At 31.8% G+C, this 18,769-nt stretch carries 19 protein-coding genes and 2 pseudogenes; 16 read left to right on the top strand and 5 right to left on the bottom strand.

Annotation, left to right across the window (positions count from 1 at the left end; translation table 11 throughout):
* Positions 1-60 precede the first annotated feature (60 nt).
* Positions 61-1,458 (top strand): BC_2427 family protein, encoded by a 1,398-nt coding sequence (locus NSQ08_RS12690; protein ID WP_340775325.1) that lies wholly within the window; start codon positions 61-63, stop codon positions 1,456-1,458.
* 363 nt (positions 1,459-1,821) lie between these two features.
* Here the strand turns inward: NSQ08_RS12690 and NSQ08_RS12685 are convergent, their stop codons facing one another.
* Complete coding sequence (locus NSQ08_RS12685; RefSeq protein WP_340780145.1) at positions 1,822-2,193, bottom strand: GNAT family N-acetyltransferase; 372 nt, start codon at positions 2,191-2,193, stop codon at positions 1,822-1,824.
* A 285-nt stretch (positions 2,194-2,478) separates the two neighbouring features.
* On the opposite strand from NSQ08_RS12685, the gene NSQ08_RS12680 reads away from it, so the two are divergent.
* The gene (locus NSQ08_RS12680) at positions 2,479-3,339 is read left to right on the top strand and encodes a DegV family protein (RefSeq protein WP_002032551.1); all 861 of its coding nucleotides are present in this window, start codon (positions 2,479-2,481) and stop codon (positions 3,337-3,339) included.
* 77 nt (positions 3,340-3,416) lie between these two features.
* On the opposite strand, the gene NSQ08_RS12675 is transcribed toward NSQ08_RS12680, so the two are convergent.
* Positions 3,417-3,620, bottom strand: a complete 204-nt coding sequence (locus NSQ08_RS12675; protein ID WP_002189898.1) for a hypothetical protein — start codon at positions 3,618-3,620, stop codon at positions 3,417-3,419.
* Positions 3,621-4,083: 463 nt separating this feature from the next.
* On the opposite strand from NSQ08_RS12675, the gene NSQ08_RS12670 reads away from it, so the two are divergent.
* Positions 4,084-5,352 carry a helix-turn-helix domain-containing protein gene (locus tag NSQ08_RS12670; protein ID WP_340775322.1) on the top strand — a complete coding sequence of 423 codons (1,269 nt, stop codon included), beginning with the start codon at positions 4,084-4,086 and terminating at the stop codon, positions 5,350-5,352.
* 216 nt (positions 5,353-5,568) lie between these two features.
* Here NSQ08_RS12670 and NSQ08_RS12665 read toward each other — a convergent pair whose 3' ends face one another.
* Positions 5,569-6,156, bottom strand: coding sequence for a GNAT family N-acetyltransferase (locus NSQ08_RS12665; RefSeq protein WP_340775319.1), 588 nt, complete (start codon positions 6,154-6,156; stop codon positions 5,569-5,571).
* Between the two features lie 169 nt (positions 6,157-6,325).
* Between NSQ08_RS12665 and NSQ08_RS29915 the strand changes: the two are divergent.
* From NSQ08_RS29915 to NSQ08_RS12640, 6 genes and pseudogenes are all read left to right on the top strand, one after another.
* Positions 6,326-6,400 (top strand): annotated as a pseudogene (locus NSQ08_RS29915) (DUF3888 domain-containing protein); the annotation flags it as partial.
* Between the two features lie 210 nt (positions 6,401-6,610).
* Positions 6,611-8,230: a M3 family metallopeptidase gene (locus tag NSQ08_RS12660; RefSeq protein ID WP_340775316.1), complete on the top strand. Its 1,620-nt coding sequence runs from the start codon at positions 6,611-6,613 to the stop codon at positions 8,228-8,230.
* 13 nt (positions 8,231-8,243) lie between these two features.
* Positions 8,244-8,945: a 5'-methylthioadenosine/adenosylhomocysteine nucleosidase gene (locus NSQ08_RS12655; protein WP_088039567.1), complete on the top strand. Its 702-nt coding sequence runs from the start codon at positions 8,244-8,246 to the stop codon at positions 8,943-8,945.
* A gap of 29 nt (positions 8,946-8,974) precedes the next feature.
* On the top strand, positions 8,975-9,649 hold the full coding sequence (locus NSQ08_RS12650) for an HAD family hydrolase (protein ID WP_340775309.1): 675 nt from the start codon (positions 8,975-8,977) through the stop codon (positions 9,647-9,649).
* A 130-nt stretch (positions 9,650-9,779) separates the two neighbouring features.
* Positions 9,780-10,205, top strand: a complete 426-nt coding sequence (locus tag NSQ08_RS12645) for a GNAT family N-acetyltransferase (protein ID WP_159146762.1) — start codon at positions 9,780-9,782, stop codon at positions 10,203-10,205.
* Positions 10,206-10,302: 97 nt separating this feature from the next.
* Positions 10,303-10,800 (top strand): DinB family protein, encoded by a 498-nt coding sequence (locus NSQ08_RS12640; RefSeq protein WP_016091565.1) that lies wholly within the window; start codon positions 10,303-10,305, stop codon positions 10,798-10,800.
* Positions 10,801-10,844: 44 nt separating this feature from the next.
* Here the strand turns inward: NSQ08_RS12640 and NSQ08_RS12635 are convergent, their stop codons facing one another.
* Positions 10,845-11,261: a hypothetical protein gene (locus NSQ08_RS12635; RefSeq protein ID WP_340775301.1), complete on the bottom strand. Its 417-nt coding sequence runs from the start codon at positions 11,259-11,261 to the stop codon at positions 10,845-10,847.
* A 121-nt stretch (positions 11,262-11,382) separates the two neighbouring features.
* Here NSQ08_RS12635 and NSQ08_RS12630 point away from each other — a divergent pair, with 121 nt between their 5' ends.
* The 3 genes from NSQ08_RS12630 to NSQ08_RS12620 all read left to right on the top strand — a co-directional run bounded on the left by NSQ08_RS12630 (position 11,383) and on the right by NSQ08_RS12620 (position 15,332).
* Entirely contained in the window at positions 11,383-12,030 is a 648-nt protein-coding gene (locus NSQ08_RS12630) for a response regulator transcription factor (RefSeq protein ID WP_000865958.1), read from the top strand.
* The gene (locus NSQ08_RS12625) at positions 12,023-13,399 is read left to right on the top strand and encodes a sensor histidine kinase (RefSeq protein WP_340775294.1); all 1,377 of its coding nucleotides are present in this window, start codon (positions 12,023-12,025) and stop codon (positions 13,397-13,399) included. The genes NSQ08_RS12630 and NSQ08_RS12625 overlap by 8 nt, the downstream gene beginning before the upstream one ends.
* Positions 13,400-13,535: 136 nt before the next feature.
* A complete protein-coding gene (locus NSQ08_RS12620; protein WP_340775292.1) occupies positions 13,536-15,332 on the top strand; it encodes a Xaa-Pro dipeptidyl-peptidase in 1,797 nt (598 codons plus the stop codon).
* Between the two features lie 78 nt (positions 15,333-15,410).
* Here NSQ08_RS12620 and NSQ08_RS12615 read toward each other — a convergent pair whose 3' ends face one another.
* Positions 15,411-15,689 carry a hypothetical protein gene (locus NSQ08_RS12615; protein WP_340775289.1) on the bottom strand — a complete coding sequence of 93 codons (279 nt, stop codon included), beginning with the start codon at positions 15,687-15,689 and terminating at the stop codon, positions 15,411-15,413.
* Positions 15,690-15,892: 203 nt separating this feature from the next.
* Between NSQ08_RS12615 and NSQ08_RS12610 the strand changes: the two genes are divergently transcribed.
* The 4 genes and pseudogenes from NSQ08_RS12610 (at position 15,893) to NSQ08_RS12595 (ending at position 18,643) form a co-directional block, all read left to right on the top strand.
* Entirely contained in the window at positions 15,893-16,651 is a 759-nt protein-coding gene (locus tag NSQ08_RS12610; RefSeq protein WP_340775286.1) for a class I SAM-dependent methyltransferase, read from the top strand.
* Between the two features lie 115 nt (positions 16,652-16,766).
* Positions 16,767-17,329 (top strand): annotated as a pseudogene (locus tag NSQ08_RS12605) (shikimate kinase).
* Positions 17,330-17,472: 143 nt separating this feature from the next.
* Positions 17,473-17,736, top strand: a complete 264-nt coding sequence (locus NSQ08_RS12600) for a hypothetical protein (protein ID WP_340775284.1) — start codon at positions 17,473-17,475, stop codon at positions 17,734-17,736.
* A gap of 406 nt (positions 17,737-18,142) precedes the next feature.
* Positions 18,143-18,643 (top strand): invasion protein, encoded by a 501-nt coding sequence (locus NSQ08_RS12595; protein ID WP_002032582.1) that lies wholly within the window; start codon positions 18,143-18,145, stop codon positions 18,641-18,643.
* Positions 18,644-18,769 lie beyond the last annotated feature (126 nt).

Raw genomic sequence — 18,769 nt, 5'->3', positions numbered from 1 at the left:
ATGGAATGGTCGCGTACAAAAAGCATATTTTTATGAATTTCATCAGATGGGGGGATGGTGATGAATAAGCCATGGGTTGGTAAGGAAATATGGAACAAAGTTTACAAATGGAAAATGCTGAATATTCAAGATGATTCGCGCGAAATAAGAGAAAAAAAGGAAAGTAAAGAAACAGAGTCAAAAAAAGAAGAAAAAGCAATGGGGATAGAGAAAGAAAGTAAAGAAACAGAGTCAAAAAAAGAAGATAAAGTAATTGGAATAGAGAAAGAGAGTGAAAAAACTGGATTAACAAAAGAAAATAAAGCAATGGGGATAGAGAAAGAAAGTAAAGAAACAGAGTCAAAAAAAGAAGATAAAGTAATTGGAATAGAGAAAGAGAGTGAAAAAACTGGATTAACAAAAGAAAATAAAGCGATTGGGATAGAGAAAGAAAGTAAAGAAACAGAGTCAAAAAAAGAAGATAAAGTAATTGGAATAGAGAAAGAGAGTGAAAAAACTGGATTAACAAAAGAAAATAAAGCGATTGGATTAGAGGAAGAAGAGGTGAAAATTGAATCAGTAAAAGAATATGAAGAAAGAGAATTAGAGAAAGAAGAAAAAGCAATTGAATCAAACAAAGAAAGTGAAGAGACTGAACCAGCAAAAGAAAATAAAGTGATTGGATTAGAGAAAGTAGAAGTAGCAAATGAATCAGAGAAAAAAAGTGAAGAAACTGAATCAAAGAGAGAAAGTATAGGTTTAGGATCAAAAATAGAGACTTCAGTGCATTCAATGGTAGTGAAAACGCCATTTTCTATTATTTCAGAAGTGTCTAGCTTTAAAGTATTTCCAAAAATAAATGTGAAAAATCAAGATGCATTTGTATTTCGAAATGAAAAAGATGCGGAGGGGCGTGAATTAGATTCTAAGTTATTAACTACAGTGCAACAGTATCATTCGGAGGCTTATTGTAAATTAGTTTCTTTAAATCTTCATGAAAAGAGAGTGCTTGTTGAATTATATAATCAAAAAGTTAAAGGGAATAATGAAGAGAATAAGGTAGAGACATCTTCATGGATTCCTATTCACAGCATAATATTAGAGAGTGAAAATGGGGGAGAAGTAAGTAATTATATAACAGCCAGACTACCAATAGAAATAGGAAGATATAAAGGTGAAATTAGTTTACGAGAAAAAGTGGTATTTACAGAAAAAGTCATAGGAATAAAAGAGGTGGAACAGGAGATTGTTTTGACAAAAACCGAATTTTTAGTACCAAAAGTAAAAAAGAATGGACAAAATAAATTTACAGTTGAAAAAGGGAGCTTATTGGTAGAAGGATATATATATCAATGTATTGAATACATATCAGAACAAAGTACATTTCATGACAATGTGTATCAGTTAGTACAAAATATTGTATTGGAATTAATCATTCAAGTGATACAAGAACAGGAAGTACAAGTGCGAATTACATAAAAATGATTATATTCCCTTGATTAGCTCATTATTTTTATTCGTAGCGTATCAATGCGTAATCTTTTGTAAATCATTCAGTGCTATAGAATATCCTCCAAACGGTTTATCCTCAATGAATTCACTTTAATATTTGTGAAGGATGATATTATTGCTAGCTAGGATAGTTACTTAATTGTATGAATTTCTTCAGGTTTAAGTTTTAAAAAGGTGCTAACAAGTTTGTCAACGAACTTGCTAACACTTATTAAAAACGGGTATAAAATGTGGCGTATATGTTGTTTGAATAAAGAAGCTAATTCACAGATAATTGCTTGTATAATCTGATGTGTAATACAAAGTGCATTGACTCCTTTTTTACAAAACTCACAACTTAAATAGTAAAACATGTTTATCGTAATTTTCCAAACACCAATTATATTTTTTTAGAATAATTGGGGGGACAACTTCTTTCGTAGTATCGACTTCAGTATAGCCATATTTTTTATAAAAGTTTTCTAGTTCCTCGAAAGGAAGACAATACACATTTAGTATTTGTAATTTTTTTGCAGTTTGTACTAAAAGTGAAACGAGTTGCCCAGCTAATTGTAGACCTCTAAATTTAGGGAGAATAAAAATTCCACCCATTTCAATAGTACCTTCATCTATTTGGACTAAACGTCCAACACCTGCATACTCGTTGTTATATGTAATGATCGCAACTGTGTCTCGTGTTAAATCACTTGGTACAAATCCTATCGATTCATAATGATTATTAACCTATTTTAAATCATTATATGTAGCTAGTTGAATACTCATATGTATCCTCCCTCAGAAAAAATGTAATATTCTCATTATACACAGTGTAATAACTTGTAAAAAGAGGTTAAAATGAAATCATTTTTATTTGCAGTTCAAGTTTTGAAGAATAGTGCATACAATATAAAGTCTTTTCCTTTCTTCATTTAAGTTTTACGTATATAATTTAAAAGTACTATTTTTATTTTATATTTTTTATATTTATAACAGAATAGAGGTTTAAAAATGGGTGTTAAAATCATTACGGATAGTGCGGCGGATTTACCGGTAGAATTGCTGCAAGCATATGATATTGATTTAATTCCACTCCGTGTATATGATGAAGCAGAAACAGAGTACTTAGATGGGGTTACATTAAAATCGGTTACATTACTGCAAAAAATGAGAGAAGGCGCAGTTTATAGAACGTCATTGCCTTCACTTGAAACTTTCCAAGAAAAATTTGTTTCTTATGCAAAAGAAGGTAATCCTTGTATATATTTAGCTTTCTCATCTGAACTGTCTGGTACATATCAATCGTCAGTTCTCATTAAAGAAGAAGTGAAAGAAACATACACTGATTTAGATTTAGAAATTATTGATACAAAATGTGCCTCACTCGGTCAAGGTATTGTCGTATTAGAAGCTGCAAAAATGGCAAAAGAGGGCGCATCAAAAGAAGAAATATTAAACCGTGTCGCTTTTCTAATGAACCATATGGAACATATCTTCACTGTAGCTGACTTGCAGTACCTAGTGAGAGGTGGGCGTTTAAGTAAAGTAGCTGGTTTTATTGGTGGTTTATTAAACATTAAGCCGATCTTAAATGTGGATGAAGGAAAACTTGTACCACTTGAAAAGGTAAGAGGGAAAAAGAAAGTATTAAGCCGAATTGTTGATATTATGGAAGAGCGTGGGAAGGACCTTAAAGGTCAAACAATCGGTATGACTCACGGTGATGATTTAGAAACTGCCGAAGCATTAAAAGCATTAATTACTGAAAGATTCGCTTGTGAAGTATTTATCGTAAATACAATTGGAGCAGCAATCGGAGCGCATACCGGACCAGGTGCGTTAACGTTGTTCTTCTTAAATGAAGTAGAGTAAAGGATTGATCTTTTGATCAATCCTTTTTTAATTCTAATATAATTGTTTTATGCGGATGAAAAATATGTAATTTTATATTAGTTAGTAACTTTCTTTTTAGTAGGTATGAAGGTAGATAGGAAACCAGTGAAGGCTAGTATGAAACCAAATGTTTCAGTATCATCAACTACTAAACCATTGTTCCACTGATAAAGGAAGGATGCTAGCAATAAAAGAGTAGCAGCGCCTCCAACATATCTTGCCATTTTTCGTGTTGAATCTTTTTTTGTTTTTACAATCATATTTGTCATCCTTTCATATTTACTAAATAATTCGACAAACTAATTTCTAGGATGTGATATTGATAATTCATCTATTGAGCTCATTTAATTTATTTTCATTTACAATAGATGTCTTCCATGTACTAGGTAAATGTAATTAACCATTCGATCTATTTTAAGAATGATAGTTTACATGTAGTTAAATCCTTTTCATTAAGTTTATCGTAATTCAAGTATATGGCGCTGTCCTTGTTAATAACAAGTAGTAAAATTGTATGAAAAAAGTGGGCAAAAACCTTAAATTTAAACCATTAAATTTAACAAGCTATCTAGAAATAATCATAATATGAATGTAAAATTAAAATGAATGATACATTTTTTTACATTTGTGAAATTGTATATTTTATTTAGTATGAAAAATATGTAGATACATAATGACTTAATCAGTAAAAAGCATGAAATGGTTAATTAGGGAGAGAAAAAGATGGAAATAGGGGAACGTATTCGGCAAGTTCGTATGCATAAAGGATTGACACAGGGGGAGCTCGTATCAGAAATATGCTCAGTAACCTATTTAAGTAGAATTGAGAGTGGGAAAATCAAACCATCATCTTCTTTTTTAAAACAAGTTTCTAAGAAGCTGGGTGTTGATTGCGATTTTCTCATAGATGGCAATTACAAGGAGATAAAGCTTACTATTCTTGAAATATGTAATAAATATAAAAAAGATAAAATTATAACTGAAGCTGAATTATCTTTGTTAGAATTATACGTTCGTGAAGTGGACGCAATTCCTTTATTATTAAAGACGTATGGCGTCATCATATACTATCATGTCCGAAATAAAAACTTATTATATGTGAAGTTATTTGTAGATCAAGCTTCGCAAATGATTCCAAGTCAGGTGGAAATGCAAGATACTGAGGATTATATTTATTACTTAAGAGCTCGAGGTCTTTATTTTTCTAATAAAGGTGAATATTTTACAGCATATGAAGTTTACAAAAAGATAGAAAATATGCTGGAACTAGAAGAGACAGAGTTGCACGCAGATACGTATTACAATCTAAGTATAGTAAGTCAGAATCTTAATAAAGATCAAAGTATTAGTCGCATATATGCAAAAAAAGCATATAAATTGTATGAAAAGTTTAATATAGAACAATATAAAATTTATGCGCTAATACTTCTTGCGATGCAATATAACAAAGATAAACAGTATGAACAAGCATATGAAACTTTAAAACAAGTAGAAAATGAATCGAAGGTGGAAAATGAGCCATTAAATTTATGTTTTTTGAAATATAATTACGGGAAAATTTATCAAGCATTAAAAGATTATAAAAATGCAATAAAGTGTTACGAGGAAAACTTGATTCTTTGTGAGTATTTACCAAACAAAGAAGGTAAGGTATATACAATTCGGAATTTAATAGAAATTTATATAGAATTAAAAGATTGGCAAACAGTAACTAAACTTATAGATGAGGCATTTGAAATTTTATCGATTTGTGATGTACCGTATGCCCATGTTCAACTATATGGATTTAGAGCGGAAAAATCTAAAATATGGGCAGATTATAATGGATATGAGAAGAATATGAAAACAGCAATTGAGATGGGGATAGAAAAACAGCAATATAGCTTGGTTACTGAATTAGCTTATAAATTAGGAGATTATTATTATGAGAATCGTTCCTATAAATTATCTGCAAAGTATTTTAAAATATCAGCTGAAAATAAAATGGATTAAAACAGGGTTTCAGTAATATGTTTTCTTAGTTTATAAATTATTAGAGGTTATCCTAAAGAGTACGTGTTTTAACGCCCTTAGGGAGAAACTTTTTTTATCCCGCATTAGCGGTTCTGTATGGAAAGAACCGCTAATGTGAATTGCATATGCGAAGCAAAATAAAGAAGAAAAAGCCAATGTCCTTAACGTATGGAAATTGGTTTTTGTTTATCTGTATTATAGAAACTGGCCAACTGGAAAATCAAGATTGATAGTGGTATGGCACAACATTGATTTATGGAAGTTCGCTTTCTTTGAAAACAAACGCATTAAAACAACAACTTCTAAGGATTCACTAGATAAAGCATCTTCATCTTCTCTACCAATAAGCACTATATCCGGTAAAACAGGCCAGGAACCAGCGCGATTATAAAAGTGAGCTAAAGATGGTTTACATGTGAATATACCGAAATCTATATTGCTTTGTTTTTCAATCCATTCAGTAGCTGCAGCAACTGTTTGTAAACCTAAACCTTGCCCATGATAATCTGGATCAGTCGCTACACAACTAAGTCCGGCTATATTAAATATTTGCCCATTATGATGGATAGTTTTGCGCACTACACCTGCATAGCTGAATAACTTTCCATCTATGTAGGAATAAAATGAGTGTACATTAAATTCTTTAAGGTGAGTTTCTGAAATTGTTTCCTTAGGCGTGGAATCGAAATCTGGCCAAACCTGCTGTAGCATTACAGCAATTTCGCGTCGTAATGCATCAGATGCTTGATTATAGTCGGTTGATTGTACAATATGAGTTGTCATAAGTTATTCTCTCACTTTCTACTATGTTTAAATTCTATATATACTCAGTAAAAGCCAGCATCTTTAGATATCGTTAGGGTGGTATTTTTTTCAATTTGTTTGAAATATATTTAAAAATCAGTTCCAGTCATTCGAGCTAGCATAAATATTATTAAAAATATTGACTCTTCATGTTGTAACAATTACTTATAACATTAATCCAAGTGGAGTGAAAATTATAAACTTCAAACAAAAGAAAGAGTAAATAAACAGTGTAGTCTATACGAACCTAGAAATTCCCTAGCAGAAGTAGTAATACTTACAACTTATATAAATAGGAAGAAATAGAAAATGAAATATCAAATTACATTCATATAAATTTGAATATTTCAAGATATTAAAATTTTGATAGTTCATATATAATAGTGAAAAGAGTAGAATTTTGTAACTATTTGTAAAAAAAGGAGGGTGCAAAATGAATAAAATAATACAAGCCCAATCTCAATGGGATTTGGACAGGCTATATCCTCAAGAACAAAGCTTTACGTTTTCTATAGAAACGATAGAAAGATTAAAAATTGAATATAAAGCAACAAAAGACTCAGTAATCCTTTCACAACTTATACAGGCTATCGAAAAAGCAGAGTATTACTTATATTGCCGTGCTGCTGAAGATGAGAAGCATCCTGAAAATACTTTACTAAGTGTAAAAGTAAATCAATTAAAGAAAGAAGTTCAACTATTAATAGAATCTAGTAAGGGACAAAGTGTTAATACAAATCATTCAAGTATTAAACTAATAGAAAATGAATTAAAAGCTTGGGAAGATATGTATACACAATTAAGAAATAAAATAGAAGTAATACACGATAAAGAGACTTTATCATTTGGACAAGCAAATTACGTTGCGATGAATAGTGATGATCATAATGAAAGATTAATAGTATTTGATTCTCTTACAAATGCTTTGAATAAGGAAAAAGATATCTTTGCTACTGTATTGAATCAAATAGGAAGATTACGTCATGCTAAAAGTGATGAAATGGAAGGGGCAGAGATTTTAAAACAATCACTACAAGCAAATGGCATCTCTGAAACTGCATTATCCCAAATGTGGAATGCAACGGAACAAAATCTTACGAAGCTAGTAATTGCGTTAAACGGTTATAAAAAAGGAAAGAATTCAATTACATGGCACGAGCTAATGACATGGAAGGAAAGTAATAAGGCTGTTATTCCTTTTTCAGTAGCAGTAAAAAACATATATGATGCACTAAAAAATATAGATGAAGAATTGGCACAGTTCGCACAGAATGCAATAGCGAATGGCTGGATCGATGCTGAACCGAGAGATAATAAACCGCCGGGTGGATTTTGTGCTCCTTTTTTCAGTGAAAAAGAATCTCGCATTTCACTTCGTTATGATGGAACAATTGATAGTGTAAGAGTACTTGCTCATGAACTGGGACACGCTTGGCATTTTTATGTTATGAGTCTTGAACAATCTACAACATTTTTAGATGATTATCTGCCAATGAGTACAGCTGAATCAGCGTCTATTTTCTTTGAAACGGTAACCATGAATTATTTAATTCAAACAACAGATTGTGTAGAGATGAAAAAGTCATTGCTTAGCTGGAAAATAAGAAATAGTTTTAATTATGTTATGGCAATTCGTGCATCGTTTCAGTTTGAGAAGAAGTTTTATGAAGAATGCAAGGAAGGTCCTTTAAGTGCTGATGAAATTGAGAAATTATCTATATTGGTACAAAAAGAAGCATACGGAAATGCATTAAGCGAATATCAGCCATTTGTTTGGATGAAATACGTTCAGTTTTATATAGCAGATGTTCCTTTTTACAATTATCCATACACATTTGGGTATTTAGCGAGTTTTAGTTTAATTGAAATAGCAAAGGAAAATAAAAATGCATGTCATTTGAGGTATAAAGGGTTTTTACGAGAAACAGGAAAGGCCCCAGTTGAAGAATTGATGAAAAAACATTTTGATATTGATCTAACAGAGTATGAATTTTGGAATAAAGCTTTTATGCAAATTCATAAAGATATTGATGAATATTTGCAAATTAATTAAGGGGACTACATATATGAACAGAATCGGTATTATCGGAGCAATGCAAATAGAAATAGACTTACTATTAGAAAAACTACTTATTAAAGAGGAACATACTATTGCGGGAATACCTTTTTATAAAGGAAACTTCATGGATACAGAAATTATTATTACGCGATGTGGTGTAGGAAAGGTAAATGCCGCCGCATGTACACAAATTTTAATTAATAAATTTGATGTGAATTCTATCATTAATACAGGTGTTGCGGGTGGATTACATCCGGATGTGAAAATTGGCGATCTAGTTATTTCTACAAATGTTACGCATCATGATGTTAATAAAAATCAAATGAAGAATCTATTTCCGTTTCAAGAAGCGTTTCATGCAAGCGAGGAATTAAGAGATTTAGCCCGAAAAGCTGTTAATAGTAGTAGTTTAAATATTACTGTTCATGAAGGAAGAATCGTCAGCGGAGAATGCTTCGTCGAGGATTCAAAATTAAAGGAGCAATTAGTCACTGAATATACACCTCATTGTACAGAAATGGAAGGAGCAGCAATTGGACATGTTGCTTATATAAATGACATACCGTTTCTCGTTTTGAGATGCATTTCTGACAGTGCAGATGATTCAGCGCAAGTTTCATATGATGATTTCGCGAAAACTGCAGCGAATTATTGTTCAGAAATTATTGTTGAGATGCTTAAAAATATTTCGAGTAAAGCTGTATTGTAGTTCATAAGTAAAGAATGGGAGAGAATATCATGTTACAAGCACTAATTTTCGATATGGATGGAACTTTATTTCAAACAGATAAAATTTTAGAGTTATCACTAGATGATACATTTGATCATTTACGGTCACTACAATTATGGGATACGATAACACCAATTGATAAATATCGTGAAATTATGGGTGTACCTTTACCTAAAGTTTGGGAAGCTTTATTACCTAATCACTCTAATGAAGTAAGGGAACAAACAGATGCATATTTTTTAGAAAGACTAATTGAAAATATAAAGAGCGGAAATGGTGCTTTATATCCGAATGTAAAGGAAGTTTTTAGTTTTATAAAAGAAAATAACTGTTCCATTTACATTGCTAGTAATGGTTTAACGGAATATTTACAGGCAATCGTATCTTATTATGATTTAGACCAATGGATTACGGAAATATTCAGTATTGAACAAATACACTCGCTAAATAAAGGTGACTTAGTTAAAGGTATTTTGAAGAAGTATGATATACAAGAGGCAGCGGTAGTTGGGGATCGTTTATCGGATATTAATGCGGCAAAAGATAATGGTTTAATTGCGATTGGATGTAATTTTGATTTTGCACAAGAAGATGAGCTTGCTCATGCTGATTTAGTAATTGATGATTTAATGGAACTGAAGGGGATATTACCAGAATTGAAGAATACGTACATAACAAAATGAATAAGTTCACATTCAAATGAATGCTCAGGATAATATATTCTTGGGCATTTTTATTTTTTAAAAAGATACATTTGGATAGAGAAAGTGGGGGAGTAAGCTGGAAAATATACAAATAAAACGAATTGGAGATTTGCTAAAATATGAGGTCAATCACCTTGTCCAGGAAAGTAAAGAAGAAGGATTTAACTTCTTAATAAAACTAATAAATGAATATGAAAGTAAAAGAAATACGTTTAGTAAAACAGGTGAATGTTTATATGGAATCTTTCGAGAGGATACGTTAATTGGAATTGGAGGATTAAATCAAGATCCGTATACGAAAAATAATAAGATTGGTCGATTAAGAAGATTTTATATTGCAAAAGATTACCGGCGGAAAGGATTAGGAAAGTTACTGTTAGGGAGAATCTTAAGCGATGCAAAAATCTATTTTACTATTGTTGTCTTACATACAGATACAGAACAGGGGGATCAATTTTATACTTCGAGTGGATTTGCGAAAGGGAAAATGTATGTAGGAACAAGCCATTATCTAAACTTAGATAAAAGGATGTAGTGAATTATTATTTGATCTCTAAGAGAACGTTTGTTCTACATTATGTAGATTTATGGTATAATTTATTTGAATCTACTATTAGAATGGGGATTAGATGATGGGAGAAAATAAAATTATTAATGATTTTAAAGATTATTCAATGTGGATAACCACATTGAAAGGTATGAAAGAAGAATTGTGGACAGCGCCAATATCAGAGGGGAAATGGACTATTGGTGAGATTGTATCTCATATTATGAATTGGGATGACTATCTTTTACGTGAGACATTATCATCAGTGAGAGATGGACAGGGAATGGAGTTCCCTGACTTTGATACATATAATAAACAAGCCTCTAATTATGCAAAATCAGGTATATCTAAGATAAAACTTCTTGAAGAAGCACAAGCTAAAAGAGATTTACTTGTTCAAGAGCTTAACCGACTGTCTATTGGAAAGCTAAAGGAACATTTAACTGCCAATGGAGTATCATATTGTCCTCATACTGGAATGCCGTACTCTCTAATATATATTATTAAAGAATTCGTAGATCACGATAACCATCACAAAAGGCAGATTATTAATTTTTTAAATGAAAATCAAGTTGTTAACTGATAAAGAAAGATCCCGCGAATGATACTTGCGGGATCTTTAATTAATTATAATTTAACATTCATTTGTTTCAATAAACCCTTCGGATCACCTTTTACATAATAAAAATGTGGATTATTTTCATCATCGTAAAGCATAATGTAAGGTTTTTCATTAACTGGGAGAAGGATGAGTACTTCATCAATTGTTGTATGTAACCATTGATTTGTAATAGGAACAGGTTTCGATAATGGGATTTTTATCATATGTCCATCTTTCGGAACGACGTTTAAGTTTTTGAACGGGCCAGTAATGAATTTAGCATATTGAACAGCTTCTTTTTGAATGGCTGAATCTAAAGATTGTTTTTGGACCACCATTTCTTTTTTACAATCAAATACTTCAATTTGTTTATTTGTATTTGCGAACGCATTTGTTGATAATAAAAAGAAGAGAAGAGTAATGACTCCTATTTTTTTGAACATGAAACAACACCTCACGCTTACTATACCCTCAAACGTTGTAAATATTTTTATGTCACATTGATGTAACAAAGAAGTTGTATGATAAAATTGATATTTGTTTATAAGTAACGGAGGAATTGTAATGAAAGTATTAATCGCGGATGATGAACAAGATATGCTGAAAATTTTAAAAGCGTATTTTGAAAAAGAAGGCTTCGAAGTTTTATTAGCAAAAGATGGAGAGGAAGCACTTCAAATATTTTATGATGAGAAAATTGACTTAGCTATTTTAGACTGGATGATGCCGAAAAGTAGTGGTATTACTGTTTGTCAGGAAATAAAAAAGAATTCGAGTGTAAAAGTATTAATGCTTACTGCGAAAAGTGAAAGTGAAGATGAATTAGCAGCTCTTCAAAGTGGGGCAGATGAGTATGTGAAAAAACCATTTCACCCAGGAGTGCTAATTACGCGAGCGAAAAAGCTTGTACAGCATGAAGATGTTATTCAAGTTCAAGATTTAAAAATAGATTTCACCAAAAATAAAGTATATAAAAATGAGAAAGAATTAGACATTACAAAGACAGAATTACAATTAATAAAGTGCTTTTTAAATCATAAAGGCACGATTTTAACGAGGAAAAAGTTGTTAGATATCGTCTGGGGATTTGATTATTTTGGGGAAGAGCGAACGGTTGATACGCATGTAAGAAGATTACGTAAAAAAATAGGAGAAAATATTATAAAGACACATCGCGGTTTAGGATACAGTTTGGAGGAAGAGTGTGAATAAACTCGGTAAAAAGTTATTTTTCAGCATCTCTTTAACAGTCATCCTTATTTTTGCCATCTCTTTATTATTAATCAACTATTTTTTACCAAAATATAATGTGCACAAAACACGCGAAAGCTTAGAAGGCATTACAGCGCAAATCCAGTCAATACCGCGTAAAGAGCTGGATGATGCTATAAATCGTATTGAAAATGAAGGTAATGTTACGATTGCTTATACATCAATAAATAGTTCAGAAGATGCTATTAATGAAGAATTACGCATGCAACTTACAAAAAAGAGAGTTGCATTGAATAAACTTTGGATTACAAAAGAAGAAATTACGAAAGTGAAGAACCTCGGACAATCGAATAAAATATATGATCAAGAAAAGATAAAATCTAGTTTTTTTGCGAAATACATTGCGAAAGATGATATGTTGATTTTAGTAGGAGTTTCTATCGCACATTCAAATGAAGTAATTAAAACGCTTAACTCATTTTATTTATACATTTTGGGATTCTCACTATTTCTTATTATCGTGCTCGTCTGGATTTTTTCAAAAACAATCACTACACCACTGAATGAATTGAGTGATGTCGCAGAAGATATTTCACGTCTGAAATTTAAACGGACGAAAGTTAAAACGAATGATGAAATAGGTGATTTAGCAAATAGTATAAACATTATGAGTGATAAATTACATGAAGCACATCAAGATTTAACAGATCGAAATGACCACTTAAAACGATTTATGGGCGATGTAACTCATGAATTAAAAACACCAATCGCATTAGTAAAAGCATATTCTATGGGAATAAAAGACGGTTTAGATGATGGAACATATGTTGATACAATCATCAAACAAACAGATCAAATTTCAAATTTAATTGAAGAGTTATTGCGATTTTCTAAACTAGAAAGAGATATTTTACAAAAAGAAGAATTCCCTATTGAACCACTAGTACAAAGTATAATAGATAAGCATAAGATTGAACTGGAGTCGAAAGAAATCAAGTTGCAAGTGAACTATAGTGTTGGTGACACGATTGTTTATGCTGATTTAAATAAAATGAGAATGGTCTTTCAAAATTTAATTTCTAATGCGATAAAATATACAACGAATCAAAATATAAAAATCACATTAGAAGAGAAAAATGGCATTGTGTATTTTCAAATTCAAAATGGTATTGCTGCTGAGGGAATTAAAGAGATAGATAAAATTTGGGAGCCTTTTTACGTATTAGAGTCTTCTCGCAGTAAAGAAAAATCAGGTACTGGATTAGGATTAGCGATTGTAAAAAGTATATTAGAAAGACATGGTTTTGAATACGGAGTTTCGGTAGAAGATGGAGAAATACAATTTTATATGTATATAGAAAGGAACTAATTGTTATTAGTTCCTTTTCTATTATCTTGAAAGATTCGAATGTTTTACAAATTTCTCAACTTTCTACGAAATATAAACTGAATTTTCTGCATTTTTAATGTATAGTAAAAGAAGGAATATATGGGGAGGGAAGGGCATGAAGAAAAAGAAAATAGCAATTACACTATCGACTATATTATCTTTAACAATTACTTCAGGAGTTTCTAGTATGACTGCACATGCAGAAGAAAATGAAGGGAGCTCCGTAAAAGACAAAAATGTTATGTTAAATGGTCAAATTTCAGAGGGTTTAATGTCAAATACGAAAATTGAATTAGAAAATGGGATGACGAAGCCAATCTATTCACTTGATGAAGCCATCGTAGAAAATCTATTTGTAGAGACAGAAGTTGATAGTGATCGTGATGGTAAAAAAGATCGTGTATCAGTAAAGGTTATGCGTCCAAAGACGAACTCAGATGTGAAAGTCCCCGTTATTTATGAAATGAGTCCATATCGATCAGGATTAAAAGATGTTCCTGTTTATAATGTTGATGAAGAATTGTATGCGTATGAAGGAAAACCGTATGGGGCAGTTAATCTTGGGTCGTATGGTAATTATTATGTTCCGAGAGGATATGCAGTCATTTTAGGCGAAAGTATCGGAACTGGAAAATCAGATGGATGTCCGACAACTGGAGATGAACAAGAAATACTAGGGACGAAGTCTGTCATTGATTGGGTAAATGGGCGTGCGAAAGCATATACAGAGGATGGTAAGGAAGTAAATGCAAATTGGTCTTCGGGAAATGTAGGAATGACAGGAGTTTCTTACAATGGTACGTTACCGAATGCTGTCGTAACGACAGGAGTGGAAGGGTTAAAAACAATTATTCCAATCGCAGCGATTAGTAGCTGGTATGATTATTATCGTGCAAATGGGGCGGTTATTGCGCCAGGTGGTTATCAAGGAGAAGATACAGATAATATGGCAGAAGCAGTACTAACAAGAAAGAACCCTGAAGTTTGCGGGCAAATTATTAAAGAACTAACAGCTGGACAAGATCGTAAAACAGGCGATTATAACGATTTTTGGGATAAACGTAACTATGTAAAAGATGTTAAGAATGTGAAGGCTAGTGTGTTTGTTGTTCACGGTTTAAATGATTGGAATGTAAAAACGAAGCAGTTCGCACAGTGGTGGGAAGCTCTTGGCAAAAATAATGTTCCTCGTAAAATGTGGTTACATCAAGGTGGACATGGCGGAACATCAAGTAATAACTGGCAACAAACTCAAAATAAATGGTTCGATTATTGGTTATATGGAATTGAAAATGGAATTATGGATGAACCGATGGTAGATGTACAACGTGAAAATAAATCGTGGCAAAAAATAAAAAATTGGCCAGATCCAGCAGCTGTACCATCAAAAGTCCGTATGTATTTAAGTAATAAAGCAGTCAATCTACCATTAAGTATGGGATCAGTAAACAATGTTTTCTCATTAGTAGATGATGCTAAAATAAAGTCAAATCAACTAGTAGAAAACCCTGAGTTAGAAATAGCGAATCGATTAGTATATACAATGCCTGTACTGCAAAAAGATATGCGAATAAGTGGTACGCCTAAAATTTCAATAACAGGAAATATTGATCGATCTGTTTCAAATTTAACAGCTTTACTTGTTGATTATGGCGGAGCGAGGCCTGAAATTGTAACGAGAGGTTGGATGGATCCGCAAAACTTAAATAGTATAGAAAATTCAACAGCGATTCAACCTGGTAAAGATTACACATTTACATGGGACATGCAGCCAGATGATTATGTATTTAAAGCTGGGCATCAAATGGGGGTCGTTTTAATCGCAAGTGATTACGATTATACAATTAGACCGAAAGCAGGAACGAAGCTAACGGTGAAATTGAGTGAAGTGACATTGCCGATTGTGAAATAAATAGTTTTTGATAAAGAGCTTACTATAGTAAGCTCTTTAAATTTTGAAATAGAAATGCCTACAAACATAGGGAGTGTATTATGCATTTCTATTGGTAGATATAATAATATTTACAACAAATAAAAAAATTGCATTAATGATTAAAAGGCCACTAAAGATAAGCCCAGCAAAACCTCCAGCTAATCCATCTCCTACTTTTTCTCCAATTACGTGCATAGTGGCAAAGAAAAAAATGGGGGAAGAAAGAATGAAAATACCACTGGCTATTTTCCATATTCGTTTATACTGCTTTGCTATAAAGAAAATTAGAACATTAATAGCGATAAGAAGAAAAAGAAATCCAATTAATGAATTCATCATATCCTCCTTTCAGTATAAGTCTGAATTTTGTTTTCTATATGTTCATTTTGAAGGGAATATTATACAATATGATTATATTCTATGGAAAGCGAGTGATATATTATGACAGTCAGCTCTTTCGAATTCTCATTAAAATTTGAGGTACGGAAAGATTAAGTAAGTTAGAATCTTCCGTACACATAAAACGGAGGAGAAAATAAATGTTTAGTTATTATAGTACACTTTGTACGGAATTATATGATTTCACAAAACCTGTCGGTTACGCTTTGAATGGTGATATTGAATATTATCAAGATCGTTTAAAGAGTTGTAAAGGGAGAATTCTCGAAGCAGCAGTAGGATCGGGACGTGTCATTATTCCATTTCTTGAAGCTGGCTTTAAAGTTGATGGGATAGATTATTCGCCTGAAATGCTAGATTCTTGCCGTATGCGGTGTAAAGAGAGAGGCTTGCATCCTAATTTATATGAAGGAAGCTTACAACAATTTTCACTGCCGCATAAATATGAAGCGATAATAATTCCTACTGGATCCTTTTGTTTAATTGAAAATCGTGATGATTCTATAAATGCTCTGAAATGTTTTTATCGACATCTTAATCTAGGCGGGCGTTTAATTGTAGATCTTGCGCTTCCATATGACTGGAAGACGGGTGAGATTCATACATCGACTTTTTCTTTGCCAAGCGGGGACGGAATTACATTAGAAAATAAATCAATTGAAATAGATTGGCTTAACCAAGTAACTGTATCATATTTAAAATATGAAAAATGGAGTAAAGGAAAGTTAGTACAAACTGAACTACAACGTTTTGCAATGCGGTGGTATGGAATAGAAGAGTTTAGACTCCTTTTAGAAAGTATAGGTTTCACTGACATTACTTGCTCTGCTGACTATGTTTATGAAAAGCAACCGTCAAATGCAGAACAAATTATTACTTTTGAAGCTGTACGAAAGTAATAATATAGGAACTATTCATGAAAATAAGGCAATCGACACAACATCGACTGCCTTATTTTCAATTTTAGGATATGTTTTATTTCATTGTTTATAGAGAAAAATCGGAGGAAAACAAATGAAATTCATCTTAATATTTGGCCCGCAAGCAGTCGGGAAAATGACGGTCGGGCATGAGTTAGAAAAAATAACTGATTTAAAGCTATTTCATAATCATATGACGATTGATTTTGTTAGCTCGTTTTCTGATTACAGTACAAAGCGGAAGCACAACGGTTAGTAAGTTTGTTTCGTAATGAACTGTTTGAAGAAGTGTCTAAAAGTGATTTATACGGAATGATTTTTACATATGTATGGGCATTTGATCTTCAATCGGATTGGGATTACATAAACCATGTAGTAAGTATTTTTGAATCAAAAGGCGCAGCAGTATATTTTGTAGAGCTCGAGGCAGAAATAGATGAAAGATTAGAGCGAAATAAAAGTCCACATAGACTAGAGCATAAACTGAAAAAAAGAGACATTGAATGGTCTGAAAAAAATTTAAAAGAAACGATGAAAAAACATAGATTAAATTCATTTCATGATGAAATTGAAAAAGAAGAGTACATAAAAATTAATAATACTCATTTGAGTGCTAAAGAAGTAGCTGTAATGATTAAGGAAAAATTCCGATTGTAAAATACTTAAATGCTGTTACGTTTTCATTGTCCAAGCATTCTCCTACTAACTACATATACTATTTATATTAAGGACGGTCACTAATTTATTGAGCAACCGTCATTTATATATAAATGACAACTTTGGAAGGAGGTAAGAAAAAATTGGAACATGAACAGCCAGGAAGAATTGAAAATCAAGTGTATTCTAATCGAGTTGTAAGATCAGAATTTGATAAGCATTGGGAAACTTGTATTTCAAAAAGTGGTTATGTAATCTATGTAGCGACAAGTGATCATGCTGAAGTAATAGTACTTCTTTCAGATGGTTCAAGTAAATTGTTAATCTTCGAAAAAGGCGGAAAAGTAGTAGTGGGTGGTGGTGGAACGAGTCATTACAGCAAACCGCATATTGCAAGAAATATTTAATGTGAAAAATGTTAATCGAGAAGATGCTGGTAGTCTTATAATCTTTAATTTATATATAGAAATACAAATCATAAAGTAAGTTTTTTTAGATTCTGGCGTTTTTTGTAACAAAAATAAGATGAAAAAGATCTTTAACGTATAAAGGTCTTTTTTGTTTTATTATAGCAGGGATATACTGTATACATAAAAAAGTGTAGTGAAAAACAATCAGCCTTTCATGTATAGTACATGAAAGGCTGATTGTTTTTATGTGTTGAAGGAGTCTTTTAGAAGAATTGTAGTTTTTAGATTGATAGTTAAAACTGTAACAGCTTATGTATAATTAATATCATTTTGTCAAATGAATGTCACATAAAAGTCTTATAGTGTATATAGAAAGTGAAACATATACAAAGCAGGAGATGAAATGATGAAAAAGGCACTACAATATATATTCATATTATTTACGTTAGTTACTTTAAGTTATGTAATTTATATTAACTATGAAAAGCAGAAAGAGATTAAAAATAATAAACAAGTAATTAGTGAAGTTGCAAAGAGGTATGATATTCCAGATTGGATACCATTATCAATTGCGGACCATGAAACAAAATTTAACCGAAAAGCGATAGGGGATAACGGAACATCTTTCGGATTATTCCAATTACATCGTGGTGGATTAGCACCAGCGCAATTATCGGAAGAGAGTTTAGTGGATTCGCGTATAAATACAACGATAGCAATTTCAAGTATGGTCAAATCGTATGAACGTGGTGTGAAAAAAGGACTGCAGGATTGGGAGTTGCTTAAATATGTTGCTAATACATCAGGGTGGCCAGGAAACTTAGGGGGAGAATGGACAGATAATAATACGAAATATAATAAAGGGCTAGAACAATCATATCAATTATATAAAAAAGAGAAGTAGATATAAAAAGGCATTTTCAATTTGGGGAAATGTCTTTTTTATGTTATAGTATAAAAGTGTTTGGGCGTTATGTTATTTCGATATATCTTCAAATTTGTTGTGTAGTATTTTTATATTAAATAACTA

The sequence above is a fragment of the Bacillus sp. FSL E2-8887 genome (assembly GCF_038007205.1).
GTDB classification, from domain to species: domain Bacteria; phylum Bacillota; class Bacilli; order Bacillales; family Bacillaceae_G; genus Bacillus_A; species Bacillus_A mycoides.
This window is presented reverse-complemented; position numbering and strand designations above follow the sequence as displayed.

Bases quoted from the DNA above. Each gene is read 5' to 3' on its own strand.
- NSQ08_RS12690 (WP_340775325.1), top strand. From the start codon at position 61: ATGAATAAGCCATGGGTTGGTAAGGAAATATGGAACAAAGTTTACAAA.
- NSQ08_RS12680 (WP_002032551.1), top strand. From the start codon at position 2,479: ATGGGTGTTAAAATCATTACGGATAGTGCGGCGGATTTACCGGTAGAA.
- NSQ08_RS12675 (WP_002189898.1), bottom strand. From the start codon at position 3,620: ATGATTGTAAAAACAAAAAAAGATTCAACACGAAAAATGGCAAGATAT.
- NSQ08_RS12670 (WP_340775322.1), top strand. From the start codon at position 4,084: ATGGAAATAGGGGAACGTATTCGGCAAGTTCGTATGCATAAAGGATTG.
- NSQ08_RS12665 (WP_340775319.1), bottom strand. From the start codon at position 6,156: ATGACAACTCATATTGTACAATCAACCGACTATAATCAAGCATCTGAT.
- NSQ08_RS12660 (WP_340775316.1), top strand. From the start codon at position 6,611: ATGAATAAAATAATACAAGCCCAATCTCAATGGGATTTGGACAGGCTA.
- NSQ08_RS12655 (WP_088039567.1), top strand. From the start codon at position 8,244: ATGAACAGAATCGGTATTATCGGAGCAATGCAAATAGAAATAGACTTA.
- NSQ08_RS12650 (WP_340775309.1), top strand. From the start codon at position 8,975: ATGTTACAAGCACTAATTTTCGATATGGATGGAACTTTATTTCAAACA.
- NSQ08_RS12640 (WP_016091565.1), top strand. From the start codon at position 10,303: ATGGGAGAAAATAAAATTATTAATGATTTTAAAGATTATTCAATGTGG.
- NSQ08_RS12635 (WP_340775301.1), bottom strand. From the start codon at position 11,261: ATGTTCAAAAAAATAGGAGTCATTACTCTTCTCTTCTTTTTATTATCA.
- NSQ08_RS12630 (WP_000865958.1), top strand. From the start codon at position 11,383: ATGAAAGTATTAATCGCGGATGATGAACAAGATATGCTGAAAATTTTA.
- NSQ08_RS12620 (WP_340775292.1), top strand. From the start codon at position 13,536: ATGAAGAAAAAGAAAATAGCAATTACACTATCGACTATATTATCTTTA.
- NSQ08_RS12615 (WP_340775289.1), bottom strand. From the start codon at position 15,689: ATGAATTCATTAATTGGATTTCTTTTTCTTCTTATCGCTATTAATGTT.
- NSQ08_RS12610 (WP_340775286.1), top strand. From the start codon at position 15,893: ATGTTTAGTTATTATAGTACACTTTGTACGGAATTATATGATTTCACA.
- NSQ08_RS12595 (WP_002032582.1), top strand. From the start codon at position 18,143: ATGATGAAAAAGGCACTACAATATATATTCATATTATTTACGTTAGTT.